Origin of the sequence: Saccharopolyspora dendranthemae (assembly GCF_007829955.1) — a bacterium.
Classification (GTDB): Bacteria; Actinomycetota; Actinomycetes; order Mycobacteriales; family Pseudonocardiaceae; genus Saccharopolyspora; species Saccharopolyspora dendranthemae.
In genome coordinates this window covers 287,952-304,578 of the sequence record NZ_VIWX01000005.1, presented here as the reverse complement: position 1 = coordinate 304,578, position 16,627 = coordinate 287,952, and the positions used below count along the sequence as shown (strand labels likewise).

18 protein-coding genes are annotated in these 16,627 nt (G+C 71.1%); 9 read left to right on the top strand and 9 right to left on the bottom strand.

Annotation, left to right across the window (positions count from 1 at the left end):
• Window positions 1-47: 47 nt before the first annotated feature.
• From FHU35_RS23135 to FHU35_RS23125, 3 genes are read right to left on the bottom strand one after another with little or no spacing between them, the layout of a single operon-like run.
• Complete coding sequence (locus FHU35_RS23135) at window positions 48-818, bottom strand: MBL fold metallo-hydrolase (protein ID WP_145743249.1); 771 nt, start codon at window positions 816-818, stop codon at window positions 48-50.
• A complete protein-coding gene (murI, locus tag FHU35_RS23130) occupies window positions 815-1,630 on the bottom strand; it encodes a glutamate racemase (protein ID WP_145743247.1) in 816 nt (271 codons plus the stop codon). The genes FHU35_RS23135 and murI overlap by 4 nt, the downstream gene beginning before the upstream one ends.
• Window positions 1,627-2,268, bottom strand: coding sequence for a rhomboid family intramembrane serine protease (locus tag FHU35_RS23125; RefSeq protein WP_246110516.1), 642 nt, complete (start codon window positions 2,266-2,268; stop codon window positions 1,627-1,629). The genes murI and FHU35_RS23125 overlap by 4 nt, the downstream gene beginning before the upstream one ends.
• A 188-nt stretch (window positions 2,269-2,456) precedes the next feature.
• Between FHU35_RS23125 and FHU35_RS23120 the strand changes: the two genes are divergently transcribed.
• Complete coding sequence (locus tag FHU35_RS23120) at window positions 2,457-3,299, top strand: SMP-30/gluconolactonase/LRE family protein (RefSeq protein ID WP_145743245.1); 843 nt, start codon at window positions 2,457-2,459, stop codon at window positions 3,297-3,299.
• 160 nt (window positions 3,300-3,459) lie between these two features.
• On the opposite strand, the gene FHU35_RS23115 is transcribed toward FHU35_RS23120, so the two are convergent.
• From FHU35_RS23115 to FHU35_RS23100, 4 genes are all read right to left on the bottom strand, one after another.
• Window positions 3,460-4,410 (bottom strand): PLP-dependent cysteine synthase family protein, encoded by a 951-nt coding sequence (locus FHU35_RS23115; protein ID WP_145743243.1) that lies wholly within the window; start codon window positions 4,408-4,410, stop codon window positions 3,460-3,462.
• Between the two features lie 13 nt (window positions 4,411-4,423).
• Window positions 4,424-4,702 (bottom strand): MoaD/ThiS family protein, encoded by a 279-nt coding sequence (locus FHU35_RS23110; protein ID WP_145743241.1) that lies wholly within the window; start codon window positions 4,700-4,702, stop codon window positions 4,424-4,426.
• 69 nt (window positions 4,703-4,771) lie between these two features.
• Window positions 4,772-5,227: a M67 family metallopeptidase gene (locus FHU35_RS23105; RefSeq protein WP_145743239.1), complete on the bottom strand. Its 456-nt coding sequence runs from the start codon at window positions 5,225-5,227 to the stop codon at window positions 4,772-4,774.
• A 102-nt stretch (window positions 5,228-5,329) separates the two neighbouring features.
• A complete protein-coding gene (locus FHU35_RS23100; RefSeq protein WP_145743237.1) occupies window positions 5,330-6,361 on the bottom strand; it encodes a P1 family peptidase in 1,032 nt (343 codons plus the stop codon).
• A gap of 111 nt (window positions 6,362-6,472) precedes the next feature.
• Between FHU35_RS23100 and FHU35_RS23095 the strand changes: the two genes are divergently transcribed.
• From FHU35_RS23095 to FHU35_RS23080, 4 genes are read left to right on the top strand one after another with little or no spacing between them, the layout of a single operon-like run.
• A complete protein-coding gene (locus tag FHU35_RS23095; protein WP_145743235.1) occupies window positions 6,473-7,771 on the top strand; it encodes an MFS transporter in 1,299 nt (432 codons plus the stop codon).
• Entirely contained in the window at window positions 7,771-8,475 is a 705-nt protein-coding gene (locus tag FHU35_RS23090; protein WP_186459573.1) for a response regulator transcription factor, read from the top strand. Before FHU35_RS23095 ends, FHU35_RS23090 begins: the two co-directional genes overlap by 1 nt.
• Window positions 8,468-9,814, top strand: coding sequence for a sensor histidine kinase (locus FHU35_RS23085; protein WP_145743232.1), 1,347 nt, complete (start codon window positions 8,468-8,470; stop codon window positions 9,812-9,814). The genes FHU35_RS23090 and FHU35_RS23085 overlap by 8 nt, the downstream gene beginning before the upstream one ends.
• Window positions 9,814-10,707: a TAXI family TRAP transporter solute-binding subunit gene (locus tag FHU35_RS23080; protein ID WP_145743230.1), complete on the top strand. Its 894-nt coding sequence runs from the start codon at window positions 9,814-9,816 to the stop codon at window positions 10,705-10,707. Before FHU35_RS23085 ends, FHU35_RS23080 begins: the two co-directional genes overlap by 1 nt.
• A 143-nt stretch (window positions 10,708-10,850) precedes the next feature.
• On the opposite strand, the gene FHU35_RS23075 is transcribed toward FHU35_RS23080, so the two are convergent.
• Both FHU35_RS23075 and clpS read right to left on the bottom strand, forming a co-directional pair.
• Window positions 10,851-11,414 (bottom strand): DUF2017 domain-containing protein, encoded by a 564-nt coding sequence (locus FHU35_RS23075; RefSeq protein ID WP_145743228.1) that lies wholly within the window; start codon window positions 11,412-11,414, stop codon window positions 10,851-10,853.
• Window positions 11,415-11,708, bottom strand: coding sequence for an ATP-dependent Clp protease adapter ClpS (clpS, locus tag FHU35_RS23070; protein ID WP_145743817.1), 294 nt, complete (start codon window positions 11,706-11,708; stop codon window positions 11,415-11,417).
• A 165-nt stretch (window positions 11,709-11,873) separates the two neighbouring features.
• Here clpS and FHU35_RS23065 point away from each other — a divergent pair, with 165 nt between their 5' ends.
• The 4 genes from FHU35_RS23065 (at window position 11,874) to FHU35_RS23050 (ending at window position 16,626) form a co-directional block, all read left to right on the top strand.
• Window positions 11,874-13,160 (top strand): nicotinate phosphoribosyltransferase, encoded by a 1,287-nt coding sequence (locus tag FHU35_RS23065; protein WP_145743226.1) that lies wholly within the window; start codon window positions 11,874-11,876, stop codon window positions 13,158-13,160.
• A gap of 33 nt (window positions 13,161-13,193) precedes the next feature.
• Window positions 13,194-13,763, top strand: a complete 570-nt coding sequence (locus FHU35_RS23060; protein ID WP_145743224.1) for an isochorismatase family protein — start codon at window positions 13,194-13,196, stop codon at window positions 13,761-13,763.
• Window positions 13,764-13,798: 35 nt separating this feature from the next.
• On the top strand, window positions 13,799-15,952 hold the full coding sequence (locus tag FHU35_RS23055; protein WP_425474172.1) for an ATP-dependent DNA helicase: 2,154 nt from the start codon (window positions 13,799-13,801) through the stop codon (window positions 15,950-15,952).
• A 95-nt stretch (window positions 15,953-16,047) separates the two neighbouring features.
• Complete coding sequence (locus FHU35_RS23050; protein WP_145743222.1) at window positions 16,048-16,626, top strand: biotin transporter BioY; 579 nt, start codon at window positions 16,048-16,050, stop codon at window positions 16,624-16,626.
• Window position 16,627: the final 1 nt, after the last annotated feature.

Below are 16,627 nucleotides of genomic sequence, written 5' to 3'. Positions count from 1 at the left end.
CCGTCGCAGGCCCCGCCCACCAGGGGCGCCGCCGGCGCCCACCACCGTCAGACCTCGTAGGTGGCGCCCGCCCGGACGAGTTGGGCGGGTCCCTCGAAAGCGGCCTCGGCCTCCGCCTCGATCGCGCCGTGGTCCGTCCAGGGCACGAGGTGGGTGACCAGCAGGCGCTCGGCCGCCGCCGTCTTGGCGACCTCCCCCGCCTGGCGGCCGGAGAGGTGGACGTTCATCGGGGCGGACTCGTGGTGCTCCCAGGACGCCTCGGCGAGCAGGACGTGAGCGCCTGCGGCCAGGTCGGTGAGCTGACCGCAGGGACCGGTGTCCCCGGTGTAGGCGAGGACCCTGCCCTCCGCCTCCACGCGGAATCCCCAGGTCGGGCACAAGTGGGCGACCTCGACGGCGCGGATGGCGAACGGCCCGATGCGCACCGGTTCGGTGCTGACCGGGCGGAAGTCGAAGACGTCGGACAGGTCGGTCTCGGCGAGCTCGGCCGCGGTCGGCGCGTACAGCGCGGCGAGCCGTTCCGGGGCGTTGTCCGGGGCGAACACCGGGAGCCGACGGGCGCGCGCGTCGTACGGCGGGTTCGGCCGGTAGCGCCGGTAGACGGTCAGCGCGCCGAAATCGGCGCAGTGATCGGGGTGCAGGTGGCTGAAGAACAGCGCGTCCAGGTCGAACGGGTCGATGAAGCGCTGCATGGCGCCGAGGGTGCCGTTGCCCAGGTCCAGCGCGATGCGGGTGCCACCGGACTCCAGCAGGTATCCGGACGCGGGCGAGTCGGGGCCGGGAATGCTCCCGGCGCAACCGAGGACCGTCAGCTTCATGCGAGAGAGCTTGTCACGCGAAGCGGCCGAACGGCATCGGCTGAGGGAGCCGGACCGAGAAAGCGACGGGCCAATCGGGCGAAACGCTCTGGTTCACCCGTGGCGCGGAACTCGTGCTCGGGAAGATTGTCCGGCTCGGCCATCTGGTCGTGCTCGGTGAGCACCCGCACGACGTCCTTGGCGGTTTCCTCCGCGCTGGAGACGAGCGTGACGTGGTCACCCATCGCGAGCTGCAGGACGCCGGTCAGCAGCGGGTAGTGCGTGCAGCCGAGCACGAGGGTGTCGACACCGGCCTGCTGCAGCGGATCGAGGTAGTTCTGCGCGAGTCCCAGCACCTGCCTGCCGCTGGTGATGCCGCGCTCGACGAAGTCCGCGAACCGAGGGCAGGCGGCAGTGGTCAGCGCGATGTCGGGGGCAGCGGTGAAGGCGTCGTCGTAGGCGCGGGAGCGGATCGTGGCGTCGGTGCCGATGACGCCGACCCGCCGGTTGCGGGTGGTGGCCACGGCCCGGCGGACAGCGGGCAGCACGACCTCCACGACGGGGATCGAGTAGCGCTCGCGCGCGTCGCGCAGGCAGGCCGACGAGGCGGTGTTGCAGGCGATGACCAGCATCTTCACGCCCTCGTCGACCATCGCGTCGGTGACCGCCAAGGTGCGAGAGCGGATCTCGGCCAGCGGCATGGGCCCGTAGGGGGCGTTGGCGGTGTCCCCGACGTAGTGGATGGTCTCGCCGGGCAGCTGGTCCATGATCGCGCGGCTCACGGTCAGCCCGCCGACTCCCGAGTCGAAGATCCCGATCGGAGCGTTGGTCACGCGGTCAGTGTGCCAGGCTCCGGGCGCGACACCCGCCGTCGCGTGCTGCGCGCCACCAACCACGTGGCGAGCACCCCACCGATCGCGCCGAAGAGGTGGCCCTCCCAGGAGATGCCGGGCTGACCGGGGAGCACGCCCCAGAGCATCCCGCCCCAGTAGAAGAACAGCACGACCGCGACCAGGATCTGGGCGATGCTGCGCTGGGCGAACCCGCGCAGCAGCAGGAACACCATCCAGCCGAAGATCACGCCGGACGCCCCGACGTGGAAGCCGGGCGCACCGACGAGCCAGGTGCCGGCGCCCGCGACGATCCACACGACCGCGGTGACCCCGATGAACTGCCGGATCCCACCGGCGAGCAGCAGCCAGCCGAGGACGAACAGCGGCAGCGAGTTGCTGATCAGGTGCGGCCAGCCGAGGTGCAGCAGCGGCGCCCAGAGGATGCCGTCGAGCCCACCGACGGTGCGCGGCTGAATACCGTTGCCGTCGAGGTCCGCCGCGATGTTGGGCGCGGGCGTCGCCGCGTCGTAGAGCTCGATGGCGAACAGCCCCGCGATGGCGATGACCATTCCGATCGCGGCCCGAAGCGGGTTCGCGGGCAGCACTCGCGGGCGTGGGCGTTCCATCGGGCGTGTCACACCATCGAGCCTAGCTTCCCGGGAGAAGCGGAGGATCGGGATCGTCCCTGATTTCCGGACGCCGCGATCGAGCATCATCCGGGTGTCGAGTGAGTTGCGGATGAGCGCGGATTCCGCCATCCGGCCCCATCGGATGATCTTGGCGGTAAGGTTCGGCCCCGTTGCGTCCGGTGGTTGGAAGGTGGAGTGTGCACGCCCAGGTCGACATCGCAGTGCAGGCGGCGGCTCGTTCCGGACAGGCGCCCACCTGGGACATCGGCACCGAGACCCTGCTGTGGACGGATCCGCCCGCGGGTGAGGTGCACCGCTACCGCCCGGGTCACACCAACGCGACGATGACGCTGCAGCAGCAGACCGGCGGCGCGAAACCCCGCAGCCGAGGCGGGCTGGTGCTGCACCTGCAGGAGGGCGTCGCGCTGTTCGACGCCCACGGGGAGCAGCGCACCTGGCTGGTCTACTGGGCCCGCGAGGGCATGACCGCCGGTGCCACCACGATCGACCGCACCGGCCGCATGTGGGCCACGACGATGCGCGAGGACGAGTCCGGGGACGGCTGGCTGGCCAGGGTGAACCCGGACGGCTCGGCGGGCGTGATCATCAAGGACCTGAAGGCGGGTCTGGGCCTGGCGATCAGCCCGGACGACTCGCGCTTCTACATCGCCGACGCGGGCACAAGCCGGATCGAGATCCTCGACTTCGACGTCGAGGCGGGCCTGATGGGCAACCGGCGGACCCTCTGCGAGGTCGGCGGCCAGCCCTCGGGCCTGGCGGTGGACACCGAGGGGACTCTCTGGACCGCCGTCCGGGACAAGGGCGAACTGCACCGCTACGCCCCCGACGGTGAGCTCGTCGGGACGATCCCGCTCCCGGTGCAGCGACCCGCCGGCCTCTGCTTCGGCGGCCGGGATCTGCGCGACCTCTACATCACCACGACCCGCGACGGCCTCCCGTCCCCCACCGGAACCGACGGCACGGTACTGAGCCTCCACGCGCCAGCAGAAGGCCTCCGCACCTACGCCTTCACCGGCTGACGCGAACACGGGGACGTGCCGGGGCCTTGCGCGTCGAGGCCGCGGCAGTTCCCAGTTTTAGTCCAAACTGAGCCGACATTTCGGACATGATCATGGCTCGGTTTGGACTAAAACTGGGAATTGCCCGCGTGTCGCCACCCCAGCTGGAGCGGAGCGGGGCTCAGGCCCAGAGCTGGCCTTCGAGGCGCTGCGCGGCCTCGTCGATGGTGCCGCTGTAGGCGCCGGTGGAGAGGTACTTCCAGCCGGCGTCGGCGACCACGAAGGCGATGTCCGCGGATTCCCCTGCGGCCGCCGCCTTCTCGGCGATGGTCAGGGCCGCGTGCAGGACCCCGCCGGTGGAGATCCCGGCGAAGATGCCTTCGTTCTCCAGCAGCTGACGGGTCCGGCGCAGGGCGTCGTAGGACCCGACGGAGAACCGCCGGTTGAGCACGCTCTCGTCGTAGAGCTCCGGGACGAAGCCCTCGTCGAGGTTGCGCAGCCCGTAGACGAGCTCGCCGTAGCGCGGCTCGGCCGCCACCACCTGGGTCCCGGGCTTGTGCTCGTGCAGGTACCGACCGACGCCCACGAGCGTCCCGGTGGTGCCGAGACCGGCCACGAAGTGGGTGATGGTCGGCAGGTCCCGCAGGATCTCGGGCCCGGTGCCCCGGTAGTGCGCATCGGCGTTGGCCGGGTTCCCGTACTGGTAGAGCATGACCCAGTCGGGGTTCTGCTCGGCCAGTTCCTTGGCCATCGCCACGGCTTGGTTCGACCCGCCGGCCGCGGGCGAGGAGATGATCCGCGCGCCGTAGGCCTGCAGCAGCTGACGCCGCTCCTCGGAGGTGTTCTCCGGCATGACGCAGACCAGGCCGTAGCCCTTGAGCTTGGCGGCCATGGCCAGCGAGATGCCGGTGTTGCCCGAGGTCGGTTCGAGGATGGTGCAGCCGGTGGTGAGCCGGCCTTCCTTCTCGGCGGCCTCGATCATGTTCAGCGCCGCCCGGTCCTTGATGGAGCCGGTCGGGTTGCGGTCCTCCAGCTTCGCCCACAAGCGGACGTCGGGCGCGGGAGAGAGCTGCGGCAGCCCGACGAGCGGGGTTTCCCCCAGCGCGTCGAGCAGCGAGCCGAAACGAGCCACGGTTCCTCCTGCGTCAGCGCATGCCGCCGGCGACGGCCGGCAGGATGGTGACGTTGTCGCCGTCGGACACCTGGGCTTCGAGCCCACCGGAGAAGCGGACGTCCTCGTCGTTGACGTAGACGTTGACGAACCGGTGGAGGTTGCCCTCCTTGACCAGGCGGTCCTTGAGACCGTTGAAGTTCGTGTCGAGGTCGTCGATCACGGCGGCGAGGTTGTCACCCTTGGCCTCCACCGACTTCTGGCCATCGGTGTGGGTGCGCAGGATGGTGGGGATGGAAACGTTGACTGCCATGGGAAATCCTCCTGTCCACAAAGGACTGCGTAGGGAACGCGAACAACGGTGTTGGGGTCGAGCCGCGGATCAGTCGCGGTCGGGCACCTCGTCGCTACCGGTGTGGGCGAACATGTACGACTCCACGACCTCCACCGGCTCCTCGGTGACCTGGCCATCGAGGATGCGATAGGAGCGCAGCTCATGGGTCTGCGGGTCCCGCGTGGACACGAGCACGTAGTGCGCGTGGGGCTCCGAGGCGTAGGAGACGTCTGTGCGCGACGGGTAGGCCTCGGTCGAGGTGTGCGAGTGGTAGATGACCACCGGCTCCTCGTCGGCGGAGTCCATGCCCCGCCACACCTGCAACTGCTCGGCGGAGTCGAACCGGTAGAACGTGGGCGACCGCTCGGCGTTGATCATCTCGACCAAGCGCTCCGGACGGTCGGACCCTTCCGGTCCAGCAATCACGCCGCACGCCTCATCCGGGTGGTCCCGTCGGGCATGCGCGACCATCGCGTCCACGAGGTCGCGTCGGATCACCAGCACAGCAACCATCCTAGTAGGTGGGGCACCGGCCTCCCAGCATGTGGAAGTCGTGGTCGAACCGGTGCGGCTTCGTCGTCTCGGCAAACGACGCCCAACGATGATTCATTCCCGCGCGGAGGGGTAGAGGCGCGTGTAGCACGTCACCTCTCCGACCGGCTCGGCCGCGAGCATCCCGCGCACGATCGCGCGCTCGACGACCTCGGCCGCCACGGCGCTAACCTGGTCCAATCGCACCGCCCAGCCGGGTTCTCCGGGCTCCGGCAGGGCCTCGCCGGCACCCGTGGCCAGGGCGAACATCGTGTCGCCGTCCACGAGCAGGTGAGCGGGCCGTACGGCGCGGGCCAGCGCGTCGTGACCGGCCACGGCCAGGCGTCGGCACTCGGACTTGCTCATCCGCAGATCGGTGGCCACGACGCCGAGCGTGGTGTTGAGCGGCCGGTCGACCGGACCGTTACGGCCGGGTCTCCCCTCGTAACGCGGGCGCGCCGCTTCCACTTCGTGAGAACTCGGTGCGTGGAGTCCGGGCGTGGGCGTCCACGGCAGGCCGGTGTCGGGGTCGATCGCCGAGCCCGCGGCGTTGACCACGACGAGCGCGGCGACGGTGGTGCCGTCCGGCAGCACGGCGCTGGCCGTGCCGACACCGCCCTTGACCGGCCCGACCACGGCCCCGGTCCCGGCGCCGACGTTGCCCTGCCGGGTCTCGGTGCGAGTCGCGTTCCGGCAGGCCCGGTAGCCGAACTCGGCGTCGGGCCGGTTGCCCCAGTCGTTCATCGGCACGTCGAAGATCACCGCCGCGGGCACCACCGGCACGACGTGACCGGGTCCGCCGACCGGGACGCCGTGACCGCGCTCCCCCAGCCAGCGCATCGCCCCGTCGGCCGCGGCGAGCCCGTAGGCGCTGCCGCCCGCGAACACCAGCCCGTTGACGCGCTGCACTAGGTGGCTGGGTTCGAGCACGTCGGTCTCGCGGGTGCCCGGCCCTCCGCCGCGGACGTCGACGGCGGCGGTGGCACCACCCGGGGCGAGCACGGCGGTCGCACCGGTCGCCCAGTGCTCGTCGAGCCGCTGGTCGTGGCCCACCAGCAGACCCTCCACGTCGACCAGCGCGTCCAGTTCACCCGGCTGCAACGCCATCGCGCACCTCCTGCCGATCACGTTAGCGCCAGGTAAAGGAAACCCGCCGACCGTTGTCCTCCCGTCGCCCCTTGTTCATCGTCACTTCTCAACGCAAGACCGGGAGGACAGATGACGACAGCACACCGCAACGAGGCGGTTCGCTCCGAACGCCGGGTGATCGGCAACGTCGTGCGAGGTTCCATCGGGAACCTCATCGAGTGGTACGACTGGTACGCCTACACGGCGTTCAGCATCTACTTCGCCGCGACGTTCTTCCCCCAGGGCGACTCGACGGCGCAACTGCTCAACACCGCAGCCGTGTTCGCGGTCGGGTTCCTGATGCGCCCGCTGGGCGGCTGGATGCTCGGCCGCTACGCCGACCGCTTCGGCAGGCGGGCCGCGCTGACCCTGTCGGTGGCGCTGATGGCGTTCGGTTCGCTGATCATCGCGCTGACCCCGGGATACGACTCGATCGGCCTGGCCGCGCCGCTCCTGCTGGTCGCCGCGCGGTTGCTGCAGGGACTCTCGGTCGGCGGCGAGTACGCGACCTCCGCGACCTACCTCTCCGAGGTCGCCACCGAGGGCAAGCGCGGGTTCTACTCCAGCTTCCAGTACGTGACGCTGGTGTCCGGTCAGCTGGTCGCGCTGGGCGTGCAGATCGTCCTGCAGCAGGTGCTCACCGGCGATCAGATGGACGCCTGGGGCTGGCGCATCCCGTTCGTCATCGGCGCGTTCGGCGCCCTGGTCGTGCTGTGGCTGCGTCGCGGCATGGACGAGACGGAGAGCTACAAGAACTCGTCGTCCTCAGGCGCCGAGCAGGGCACCGTCAAGGCCCTGCTGCAGTACCCGCGCGAATGCATGCTGGTCGTCGGCCTGACTCTCGGCGGCACGGTGGCGTTCTACACCTACACCACCTACCTGCAGAAATACATGGTCAACACGGGCGGCATCGACAAGCCCACGGCCGCCTGGATCAACTTCTTCGCGCTGCTGGCCTTCGGCGTGCTGCAGCCGCTGGCGGGTGCGCTGTCCGACCGGATCGGGCGCCGCAAGCTGCTGATGTTCTTCGGCATCTCCGGCACCCTGCTGACCGTCCCGCTGATGACGGTGCTGGGCGGCACGCAGAACCCGATCGCCGCGTTCCTGCTGATGATGGGCGGCCTGATCATCGTCACCGGCTACACCTCGATCAACGCGATCGTGAAGGCCGAGCTGTTCCCGACGAACATCCGCGCCCTCGGCGTCGGCCTGCCCTACGCGCTGACCGTCGCGATCTTCGGCGGCACCTCCGAGCTGGTGGCGCTGTGGCTCAAGCAGGCGGGCATGGAGAGCCTGTTCTTCTACTACGTCTCCGGCTGCGTGCTGATCTCGCTGCTGGTCTACCTGCGGATGCGGGAGACCTCGAAGGATTCCCGGATGGGGAACTGATGACCGGCACCGGCCATACTCTGCACCCGGAGGTGTGGCCGGTGCGGGTTCTGCTCGTCGAGGACGACGACGGCGTCGCGGAAGCGCTCGTCGACGTCCTCGACTCCCACGGGCACCGGACGACCCGCGTCAGCCGCGGGTCGGACGCCCTGCTGCGGCACCGCGAGCACGACCTGGTGCTGCTCGACCTCGGCCTGCCGGACACCGACGGTCTGGAAGTGCTGCGCAAGCTGCGGCGCATCGGGCCGATGCCGGTCGTGGTGCTCACCGCGCGCAGCGAGGAGCGGATGGTCGTGCGCGGCCTGCGCTCCGGCGCCGACGACTACCTCGTCAAACCCGTGCGCATGGCCGAACTCCTGGCCCGCATCGAAGCCGTCGCCCGGCGCGGCAGGCACCCCTCCCCCGGCTCCGAACAGGTCGAGGTCGACGACGTGCGGATCGACCTGCGGACCCGCCGGGTGCAGGTCGCCGAGTCCGAGATCGAGCTCACGCCCAAGGAGTTCGACGTGCTGGCGATCCTCGCCTCCGAGATCGGCACGGCCGTCAGCAGGCAACGGCTGATGGACGAGGTGTGGGGCGACGCCTACCTCGCGGTGTCGCGATCGCTGGACGTGCACATCGCGCAGCTGCGCTCCAAACTCGGCCGCCCGGACCTGCTGGTGACCATCCGGGGCTTCGGCTACCGGCTCGGCGCCGATGGGTAAGCGGCTGCTGCTGGTCCTGCTCACGTTCTCGGTGCTGGCCGTCGCCGGGTTCGCCGCTCCGCTGCTGCGCGCCACCGCCGCCGAGCGCACCCAGCAGCTGGTGCTGGCCCGCAACGCCGACCTCGACCGCTTCGCGGGCCTGGCCGATCACGCCTTCGGCACCGGCGACGCCACGGTGCTGCGCGCCGAAGCCCGCCGCTACACCGACCTCTACGGCGAACCGCTCGTCGTCGTCGACGCCGCCCGCGCGCCCGTGGTGGAGACCGGCGGGGCTCGGGCCGCCGACGTGGCCGGGCCGATCGACAAGGCGCTGCGCAACGAACCCGCCGGGGCGGTGCAGTGGTTGCGCCCGTGGTCGCGGGAGCAGCTGGTGCGCTACCGGCCGGTCGGCGACGGGACGCGGGTGACCGGGGCGGTCGTGATGGAAGCCTCGGTGCGCCGGGCCACCTCCGACATCGCCGGGTACTGGGCGTTGATCGCGGCGGGCGCGCTGACCGCGCTGGTGGTGTGCGGGCTGCTGGCGCTGGTGCTGTCCCGCTGGGTGCTGCGGCCGCTGGCCGATCTCGGCTCCGGGGTGCGGGCGATCAGCGCTGGGTCGCGGCGCTCCCGGGTTCCCGCCGACGCCGGGCCTCCTGAGCTGCGAGAACTCGCCGTCTCCTTCAACCGGATGTCCGAGGCGGTGGCCGAGGCCGACGAGCGCCAGCGCCGCCTGGTCGCCGACGCCTCGCACCAGCTGCGCAACCCGATGGCGGCGCTGCGGCTGCGGGTGGACGCGCTGGAGCGGCGCATCACCCCCGACGGCGAGCAGACCTACCGCTCCACCGTCGGGGAGGTGGACCGGCTGGAAGCGCTGCTGGACCGGCTGCTGGCGCTGGCCACCGCCGATCAGGCGTCGGAGTCCGGCGAGCCGGCCGACGTGGCGGCGGTGATCGACGACCGGGTCCGCGCGTGGCGGCCCGCCGCCGAGGACGCCGGGATCTCGCTGTCCGCACCGGACTCCGCGTCGGGCCGGACCGCTCTGTCCACTGAGGAGTTGACGCAGGTGCTGGACGTCCTGCTGGACAACGCGGTGAAGTACGCCGTCGGCGCGTCGGTCGAGATGGCCTGGGACGGCCGCTCGCTCACCGTCGCGGACACCGGCCCGGGGTTGTCCGACGAGGAGATCTCGCTCGCCGCGCAGCGCTTCTGGCGAGCCGATCACCACCGGGGCAGCCGCGGCAGCGGGCTCGGACTGGCCATCGCCGGGCAGCTGCTCGCCGCGCACGGCGGCGAGATGCGCATCGCCCGCACCGAACCGCACGGGCTCAGCGTGCACCTCGACCTGCCGGAGGTGCGGTGATGCGGCGGCGCGCGTTCCTCGGCCTCGGCCTGCTCGCCGCGTGCGGGCGCACCGAGCCGGTGCGCGAGCTGCGCATCGCGGCGGGTGAATCCGGGGGTTTCTACACGGCTTTCGGCAGGCTGCTCGGCGCTGAGCTCGCCGCGGCCGAACCGGAGCTGCACCCCGTCGTGCTGACCAGCCAGGGCAGCGTCGACAACCTGGAGATGCTCCGCGACGGCCGCGCCGACCTGGGCATGGTGCTCGCCGATGCCGCTCACGCCGCTCTCGCCGGCGAGCTCGGGCCGTCGGTGCCGCTGCGCGCGATCGGCCGCGTCTACGAGAACTACGCGCAGCTCGTGGTGCCCGCCGACTCGCCGGTGCGCGATCTCTCCGATCTGCGTTCGGTGTCCGTCGGCGCGCCGAAGTCGGGGACGGCGCTGATGGGAGCGCGGCTCTTCGACGGGAGGCCGGGACTGCGCACCGAGATGCTCTCGCTGGAGGAGGCGGTCAGGTCGTTGGAGGACGGCCGCATCGAGGCGTTCCTGTGGTCGGGCGGACTCCCGACTCCGCTGCTGAAGACCCTCGACGAGCGGATCGGGATCCGGCTGCTGCCGTTGAACACCGCGGCGGCGCGCTGCACGCCGGACTGCGACCAGCTGCAGGTGCCGCCCGGGGCGTACCGGGAGGCCACCGGGACGCCGACCATCGGCGTCCCCAACATCCTCGCCTGCGGTCCGGGCCTCCCCGATGATCTCGCGGCGGCGGTCGTCCGGGTGCTGGCACGCCGCGCCCCGTTCCTGGTCCCCGGGGAGACGGTGGGAACGCAGTTCTTGGACGTGCGCAACCTGATCGGCACCGGTGAAGTCCCGCTGCACCCAGGCGCCGCCACCACCTACCGCGACCTCCACGGCTGAGAACCCCGTCGATGCGCACGCCGGGTGGGTGGTCGCCAGTTCCCAGTTTTAGTCCAAACTGAGCGGACATTTCGGGCACGAAGGGTCCTCGGTTTGGACTAAAACTGGGAAATGCCCAGGTCGAGTGAACTCGCGCCCGCTGGTCAGTCGAGGATCGCGGAGACCAGGGAGTCCTGGACCCAGGTGAGCCACTGGTAGACGCCGAGGTGCTCGCGGCGGAGATCGTCCTCGGGAAGCTCGTCCGGCATGTCGTCCTCGACGTCCAGCGCCGTGCCCAGGGCCAAGCGGACGTCGTTGAGCGCCGTCAGCCAGTTGTCCGCCTGCTCGCTGGTGAGCTTGACCTTGCCGCCCATCGGCGGGCAGGTCTCCAGGACGAGCTGAGCCGCGCCGGTCTTGGCCTCCAGCAGCTCCGGTTCGTGCAACGACCTCATGGCGCCCGCCGCGTCGGCATCTTCCTCGTCGGTGTCACCGGTGATCGGATCGCGCCGGTAGAAGTCCGGCAGCAACCGCGCGACCACCCGGTCCTCCGGAGGAGCCGACGGTCCGGTGCGGATGCCGGTCAGCTCCGCGAGCTCGTCCTTGGGGGCCTCGTCGGCGCGGGCGGTGAGCATGTCCTTGATCTGCCCGACCAGCCCGCGGACCACGGCCGCCTCCTGCTGGGAGAGCTCGGCCTGCACGTGGCCGTTCTTGCGGGTCCAGCCGTCCACTCACGAATCCTTCTGCATCGTCGCCCACAAGCCGGCGGAGTGCAGCTTCGCCACATCGCCCTCGACCTTCTCCTTCGAACCCGAGGAAACCACCGCCTTGCCCTTGTGGTGCACGTCCAGCATCAACTTCGTAGCGTGATCCCGGGTGTATCCGAAGATCTTCTGGAGCACGTAGGTCACATAGGACATGAGGTTGACCGGGTCGTTCCAGACCACGGTCACCCACGGCTTGTCCGTCGTGCCTTCGGCGTCCTGCTCGAGTTGCGCGCGCTCGATTTCAGCGGGCGAGGTCATGGCCCCATCGTCGCACGAGCCGATAACGGCTGTGCCCACCGCACGAACAAATCCGAACAACGGCACGGGGCATATGCCCGTGGTCATCTTCCGGCACGGGCGCGAGTGGCACGGGGGCACGACGTGAGCTGCTCGTCCTCAGCAGGCACCACGTAATCTCTGCTCATGAGCTCTAGCACCGCGCTGCTGACCGATCACTACGAGCTGACGATGCTGGCCAGTGCACTGCGCGACGGCACAGCCCACCGCGAGTGCGTCTTCGAGGTGTTCACGCGGCGACTGCCCAACGGCCGCCGCTACGGCGTCGCAGGCGGCATCGGCCGGGTGCTGGACGCGGTGGAGAACTTCCGGTTCGGCGAGGCCGAGCTCGCGCAGCTCGCCGAGCACGAGGTCGTCGACGAGCGCACGTTGGACTGGCTGCGCGACTACCGGTTCAGCGGGCAGATCGACGGCTACCCGGAGGGCGAGCTGTACTTCCCCGGCTCGCCGCTGCTGACGGTGCGCGGCACCTTCGCCGAGGCCGTCGTGCTGGAGACCGTGATCCTGTCGATCCTCAACCACGACAGCGCGATCGCCGCGGCCGCCGCGCGCATGGTCTCCGCCGCCAACGGTCGCCGGATCATCGAGATGGGCTCGCGCCGCACCCACGAGGAATCGGCGGTCTCGGCGGCCCGCATCGCCTACCTCGCCGGTTTCACCGCCACCTCCAACCTCGAGGCGGGGCGCCGCTACGGCATTCCCACCACCGGCACGGCCGCGCACGCCTTCACGCTGCTGCACGACTCGGAGGCCTCCGCGTTCGAGTCGCAGATCGCCGCGCTGGGCACCGGCACCACGCTGCTGGTCGACACCTACGACATCAGCCGCGGCATCGACCTCGCCGTGCGGACGGCGGGAACCGGGCTGGGCGCGGTCCGCATCGACTCCGGTGACGTGGGGGTGCTGGCGCGCCAGGCCCGCGAGCAGCTCGATTCCCTCGGCGCGACCGGCACCCGCGTCGTGGTGTCCGGGGACCTCGACGAGTACGCGATCGCCTCGCTGCGCGCCGAGCCCGTCGACGGCTACGGCGTCGGGACCTCGCTGGTCACCGGATCGGGAGCGCCCACGGCGGAGATGGTCTACAAGCTGGTCGAGGTCGAGGGCCGCCCGGTGGCCAAGCGCAGCTCGCACAAGGAGTCGCGCGGTGGCCGCAAGGCCGCGATCCGCCGCTGCAAGGAGACCGGCACCGCCGTGGAGGAGGTCGTGCACGGCGCGGACGCCGAACCGTCGCTGGGGCCCCACGACCGCCACGTGCAGATCCCGATGATCCGCGACGGCAAGCTGGTCGACGACCTGCCGACGCTCGAGCAGGACCGCGAGCGGCTGCGGCGCGCGCTGGTGACCTTGCCGTGGGAGGGCCTGAAGCTGTCCAACGGCGAACCGGCCATCCCGACGGTCTTCCTCGGATCCTGACGTTCGACGAGAATCGGCTTGAGGTGAGGTGACATGACCAAGGCGTTGATCATCGTGGACGTGCAGAACGACTTCTGCGAGGGCGGAGCGCTCGCCGTCGCCGGGGGCGCCGGGGTCGCGGCCGCGATCTCGGAGTTCGTGGCGGGTTCCGACCACGAGCACGTCGTGGCCACCCGCGACTACCACGTGGATCCGGGCGCTCACTTCAGCGACGAGCCGGACTTCGTGCGCTCCTGGCCGAAGCACTGCGTGGCGGGCACCGCGGGCGCGGCGTTCCACCCGGAGCTGGACATCAGCCGGATCTCCGCGGTGTTCTCCAAGGGCCAGTACAGCGATGGCTACTCGGGTTTCGAGGGCGTGGGCCGCGCGGACGATCAACTGCTGAGCTGGCTGCGGGACCGAGGGGTGGACGAGGTCGAGGTCGTCGGCATCGCCACGGACCACTGCGTCCGGGCCACCGCTCTCGACGCGTTGCGCGCCGGGCTGCGCACCACCGTCCGCCTCCCGCTCACCGCCGGCGTGTCGCGCGCGACCGTCGACCAGGCGCGCGAGGAGCTCGACGAGGCCGGAGCCACGCTCCTGGGAGAACCGGTGGTCTCCTGACCGATCGCGTCGGGGGTGGGCGGTAGGTTTTCCGGGTGCCCACCTCTGTTCCGCGATGGTCCGACCCGGTCGCGTTCGAGTCCGATGACGACGACGAGCTCCCCCCGGAGATCGCCGCCGACCTGGAGCGCGCCGACCGCGCCGGTTCCGAGGCACCCTCGCTGCCGCTGGCCAAGGCGCGCAAGGACATCCCGGACCTCGCGACGCTGATGAAGGTCGCCGTCGAGGCGGTCGGCGGTGTGCCACGCGAGGGCCAGGCGCAGATGGCGGATGCCGTCGAGCACACCATCACCTCCGGCGAGCACCTCGCCGTGCAGGCCGGGACGGGCACCGGCAAGTCGCTGGCCTACCTGGTCCCGGCGATCCGCCACGCCGTCGCCGACGGCACGACCGTCGTCGTGTCGACCGCGACGATCGCTCTGCAGCGCCAGCTGGTGGACCGCGACCTGCCGCGCCTGTCCGACGCGCTGGCCGAAACCCTCGGCCGCAAGCCGACGTTCGCGATCCTCAAGGGCCGCCGCAACTACCTGTGCCTGAACCGCATCCACGGCAACGCGCCGTCCGAACCGGACGAGGACGCGCTGTTCGACGCCTTCGCCGCCTCGGCCCTGGAACGCCAGGTGCAGCGGGTGCAGGAGTGGGCGACCGAGACCGAGACGGGCGACCGCGACGAGCTCGTGCCGGGCGTGACCGACCAGGCGTGGCGGCAGCTGTCGGTCACCGCGAAGGAATGCCTGGGCGTGCACCGCTGCCCGGTCGGCACCGACTGCTTCGCCGAGCGCGCCCGCTCCACGGCCGGTCGAGCCGACATCGTGGTCACCAACCACGCACTGCTGGCCATCGACGCCCTCGACGATCGCCCGGTGCTGCCCGAGCACGACGTGGTGCTGGTCGACGAGGCCCACGACCTGGTGGACCGGGTCACCTCCGCCGCCACCGGCGAGCTCACCGCGGGCGCGGTGAAGCTGGCCGCGCGGCGCTGCGGGCGGGCGATCGACGAGGAGACCGCCGACCGGCTCGACGAGGCGGCCGAAGGCCTGGAGCTGGTCCTCGAGGACTCCTCCCCCGGCCGGTTGGAGAAGCTCCCCGAAGCCCTCGCCGGCTCGCTGACCGTCGTCCGCGACGCCGCGTGGGCGTGCATCTCAGCGCTGGGCCCGGAGCGCAAGGAGGACGTCGAGGGCAGCACCGCCCGCAAGCTCGCGCACGCGCTCACCGAGGACGTGCACGACACGGCGGTCCGGTTGCTGGAGGCCTTCGACGACGCCAAGCAGCACGACGTGGTGTGGGTGTCCAACGAACCGAACCGGCCCCAGGCCGTCCGGGTGGCGCCGATCGGCGTCGGCGGGCTGCTGCGCGACCGCCTCTTCGGCCAGCGCACGACGGTCCTGACCTCGGCGACGCTGTCGCTGGGCGGCTCGTTCGACACCCTGGCCCGCCAGTGGGGCCTGCCCCCGCAGCAGCAGGTCGAGCCCGCTGCCGGGATGGCCACCGCGAAGGAGGCGCCGTCGGACGGCGGGACGCTGAAGTGGAGCGGTCTGGACGTCGGTTCGCCGTTCGAGCACCAGCGCAGCGGCATCCTCTACGTCGCCCGCCACCTGCCGCCTCCCGGCCGCGACGGGCTGCAGCCGCAGGTCCTGGACGAGATCACCGAGCTGGTGCAGGCGGCGGGCGGCCGCACGCTGGGGCTGTTCTCCTCCCGCCGCGCCGCCGATCAGGCGGGTGAGGAGCTGCGCAAGCGCCTGTCCACGCCGGTGCTGTGCCAGGGCGACGACACCACGGCTCTGCTGGTCAATCGCTTCGCCGAGGATCCGGAGACATCGCTGTTCGGAACCCTCTCGCTGTGGCAGGGCGTGGACGTCCCCGGCGACTCGCTGCAGCTGGTGATCATGGACCGGATCCCGTTCCCCCGGCCCGACGACCCGCTCGCCTCGGCTCGCCAGCAGCGGATCTCCGAGCACGGCGGCAACGGTTTCCTCACCGTCGCCGGCACGCACGCCGCGCTGCTGCTGGCGCAGGGCGCCGGCAGGCTCCTGCGGTCCCAGAACGACCGGGGCGTGATCGCGGTCCTGGACCCCCGGCTGGCCACCGCGCGCTACGGCGGTTTCCTGCGGGCATCGCTCCCGCCGTTCTGGACGACGCACGATCCCGATGTGGTGCGCGGGGCGCTGAAGCGGCTCACCACGGGGTGAGATCGCGGTGTGAGCTCCGCTTCCTCGATTGAACGGCCTGGTCGAACCCAGGTAGGTTCAATCGGTCGCCGACCTCGACCTTGGGGAGCACCGCCGTGTCCGAACGCCCGTCCTCGCCGGCTGCGAACCTGGCGCGCACCGTGGTGTTCGCCGCGTTCATCGCGGTGCTCGGGATCTTCCCCGGTTTCTACCTCGCCGGTGCCGCGGTGCCGGTCGTGCTGCAGAACGCCGGACCTCTGCTGGCGGGCAGCATCCTCGGCGCCCGTCGAGGGACTTCGTCGGTGCTGCTGTTCGTGGCGCTGACCGCGATCGGCTTGCCGCTGCTGTCGGGCGGGCGCGGCGGGATCGCGCCGTTCCTGGGCCCCAGCGGTGGTTTCCTGCTCGGCTGGATCCTCTCGGCCCTGGTCGTCGGCCTGATCGTGCAGCGCTCGGCGAAGCCGGGTCTCGGCGTCCTGCTGCTGGCCAACCTCGCCGGTGTCGCCGCCGACTACCTCGTCGGAATCCCGTACTGGGGCTTGATGATCGGTGATCTGCCGTCGGCCGCGGTGCAGTCGCTGGTGTTCCTGCCGGGCGATGCGGTGAAGCTGGTGGCGGTGTCGCTGGTCGCCGTGGCCGTGCACCGGGCGGTGCCGCAGGCGCTCACGGGTGCTGCGCGGCGGCCGGCCGAGAGCTGAC

Excerpts from the sequence above, each read along its gene's own strand:
- FHU35_RS23135 (WP_145743249.1), bottom strand. The coding sequence starts at position 818 with ATGAAGCTGACGGTCCTCGGTTGCGCCGGGAGCATTCCCGGCCCCGAC.
- FHU35_RS23110 (WP_145743241.1), bottom strand. The coding sequence starts at position 4,702 with ATGGCAGTCAACGTTTCCATCCCCACCATCCTGCGCACCCACACCGAT.
- FHU35_RS23100 (WP_145743237.1), bottom strand. The coding sequence starts at position 6,361 with ATGGCGTTGCAGCCGGGTGAACTGGACGCGCTGGTCGACGTGGAGGGT.
- FHU35_RS23095 (WP_145743235.1), top strand. The coding sequence starts at position 6,473 with ATGACGACAGCACACCGCAACGAGGCGGTTCGCTCCGAACGCCGGGTG.
- FHU35_RS23090 (WP_186459573.1), top strand. The coding sequence starts at position 7,771 with ATGACCGGCACCGGCCATACTCTGCACCCGGAGGTGTGGCCGGTGCGG.
- FHU35_RS23085 (WP_145743232.1), top strand. The coding sequence starts at position 8,468 with ATGGGTAAGCGGCTGCTGCTGGTCCTGCTCACGTTCTCGGTGCTGGCC.
- FHU35_RS23080 (WP_145743230.1), top strand. The coding sequence starts at position 9,814 with ATGCGGCGGCGCGCGTTCCTCGGCCTCGGCCTGCTCGCCGCGTGCGGG.
- clpS (WP_145743817.1), bottom strand. The coding sequence starts at position 11,708 with ATGACCTCGCCCGCTGAAATCGAGCGCGCGCAACTCGAGCAGGACGCC.
- FHU35_RS23065 (WP_145743226.1), top strand. The coding sequence starts at position 11,874 with ATGAGCTCTAGCACCGCGCTGCTGACCGATCACTACGAGCTGACGATG.
- FHU35_RS23060 (WP_145743224.1), top strand. The coding sequence starts at position 13,194 with ATGACCAAGGCGTTGATCATCGTGGACGTGCAGAACGACTTCTGCGAG.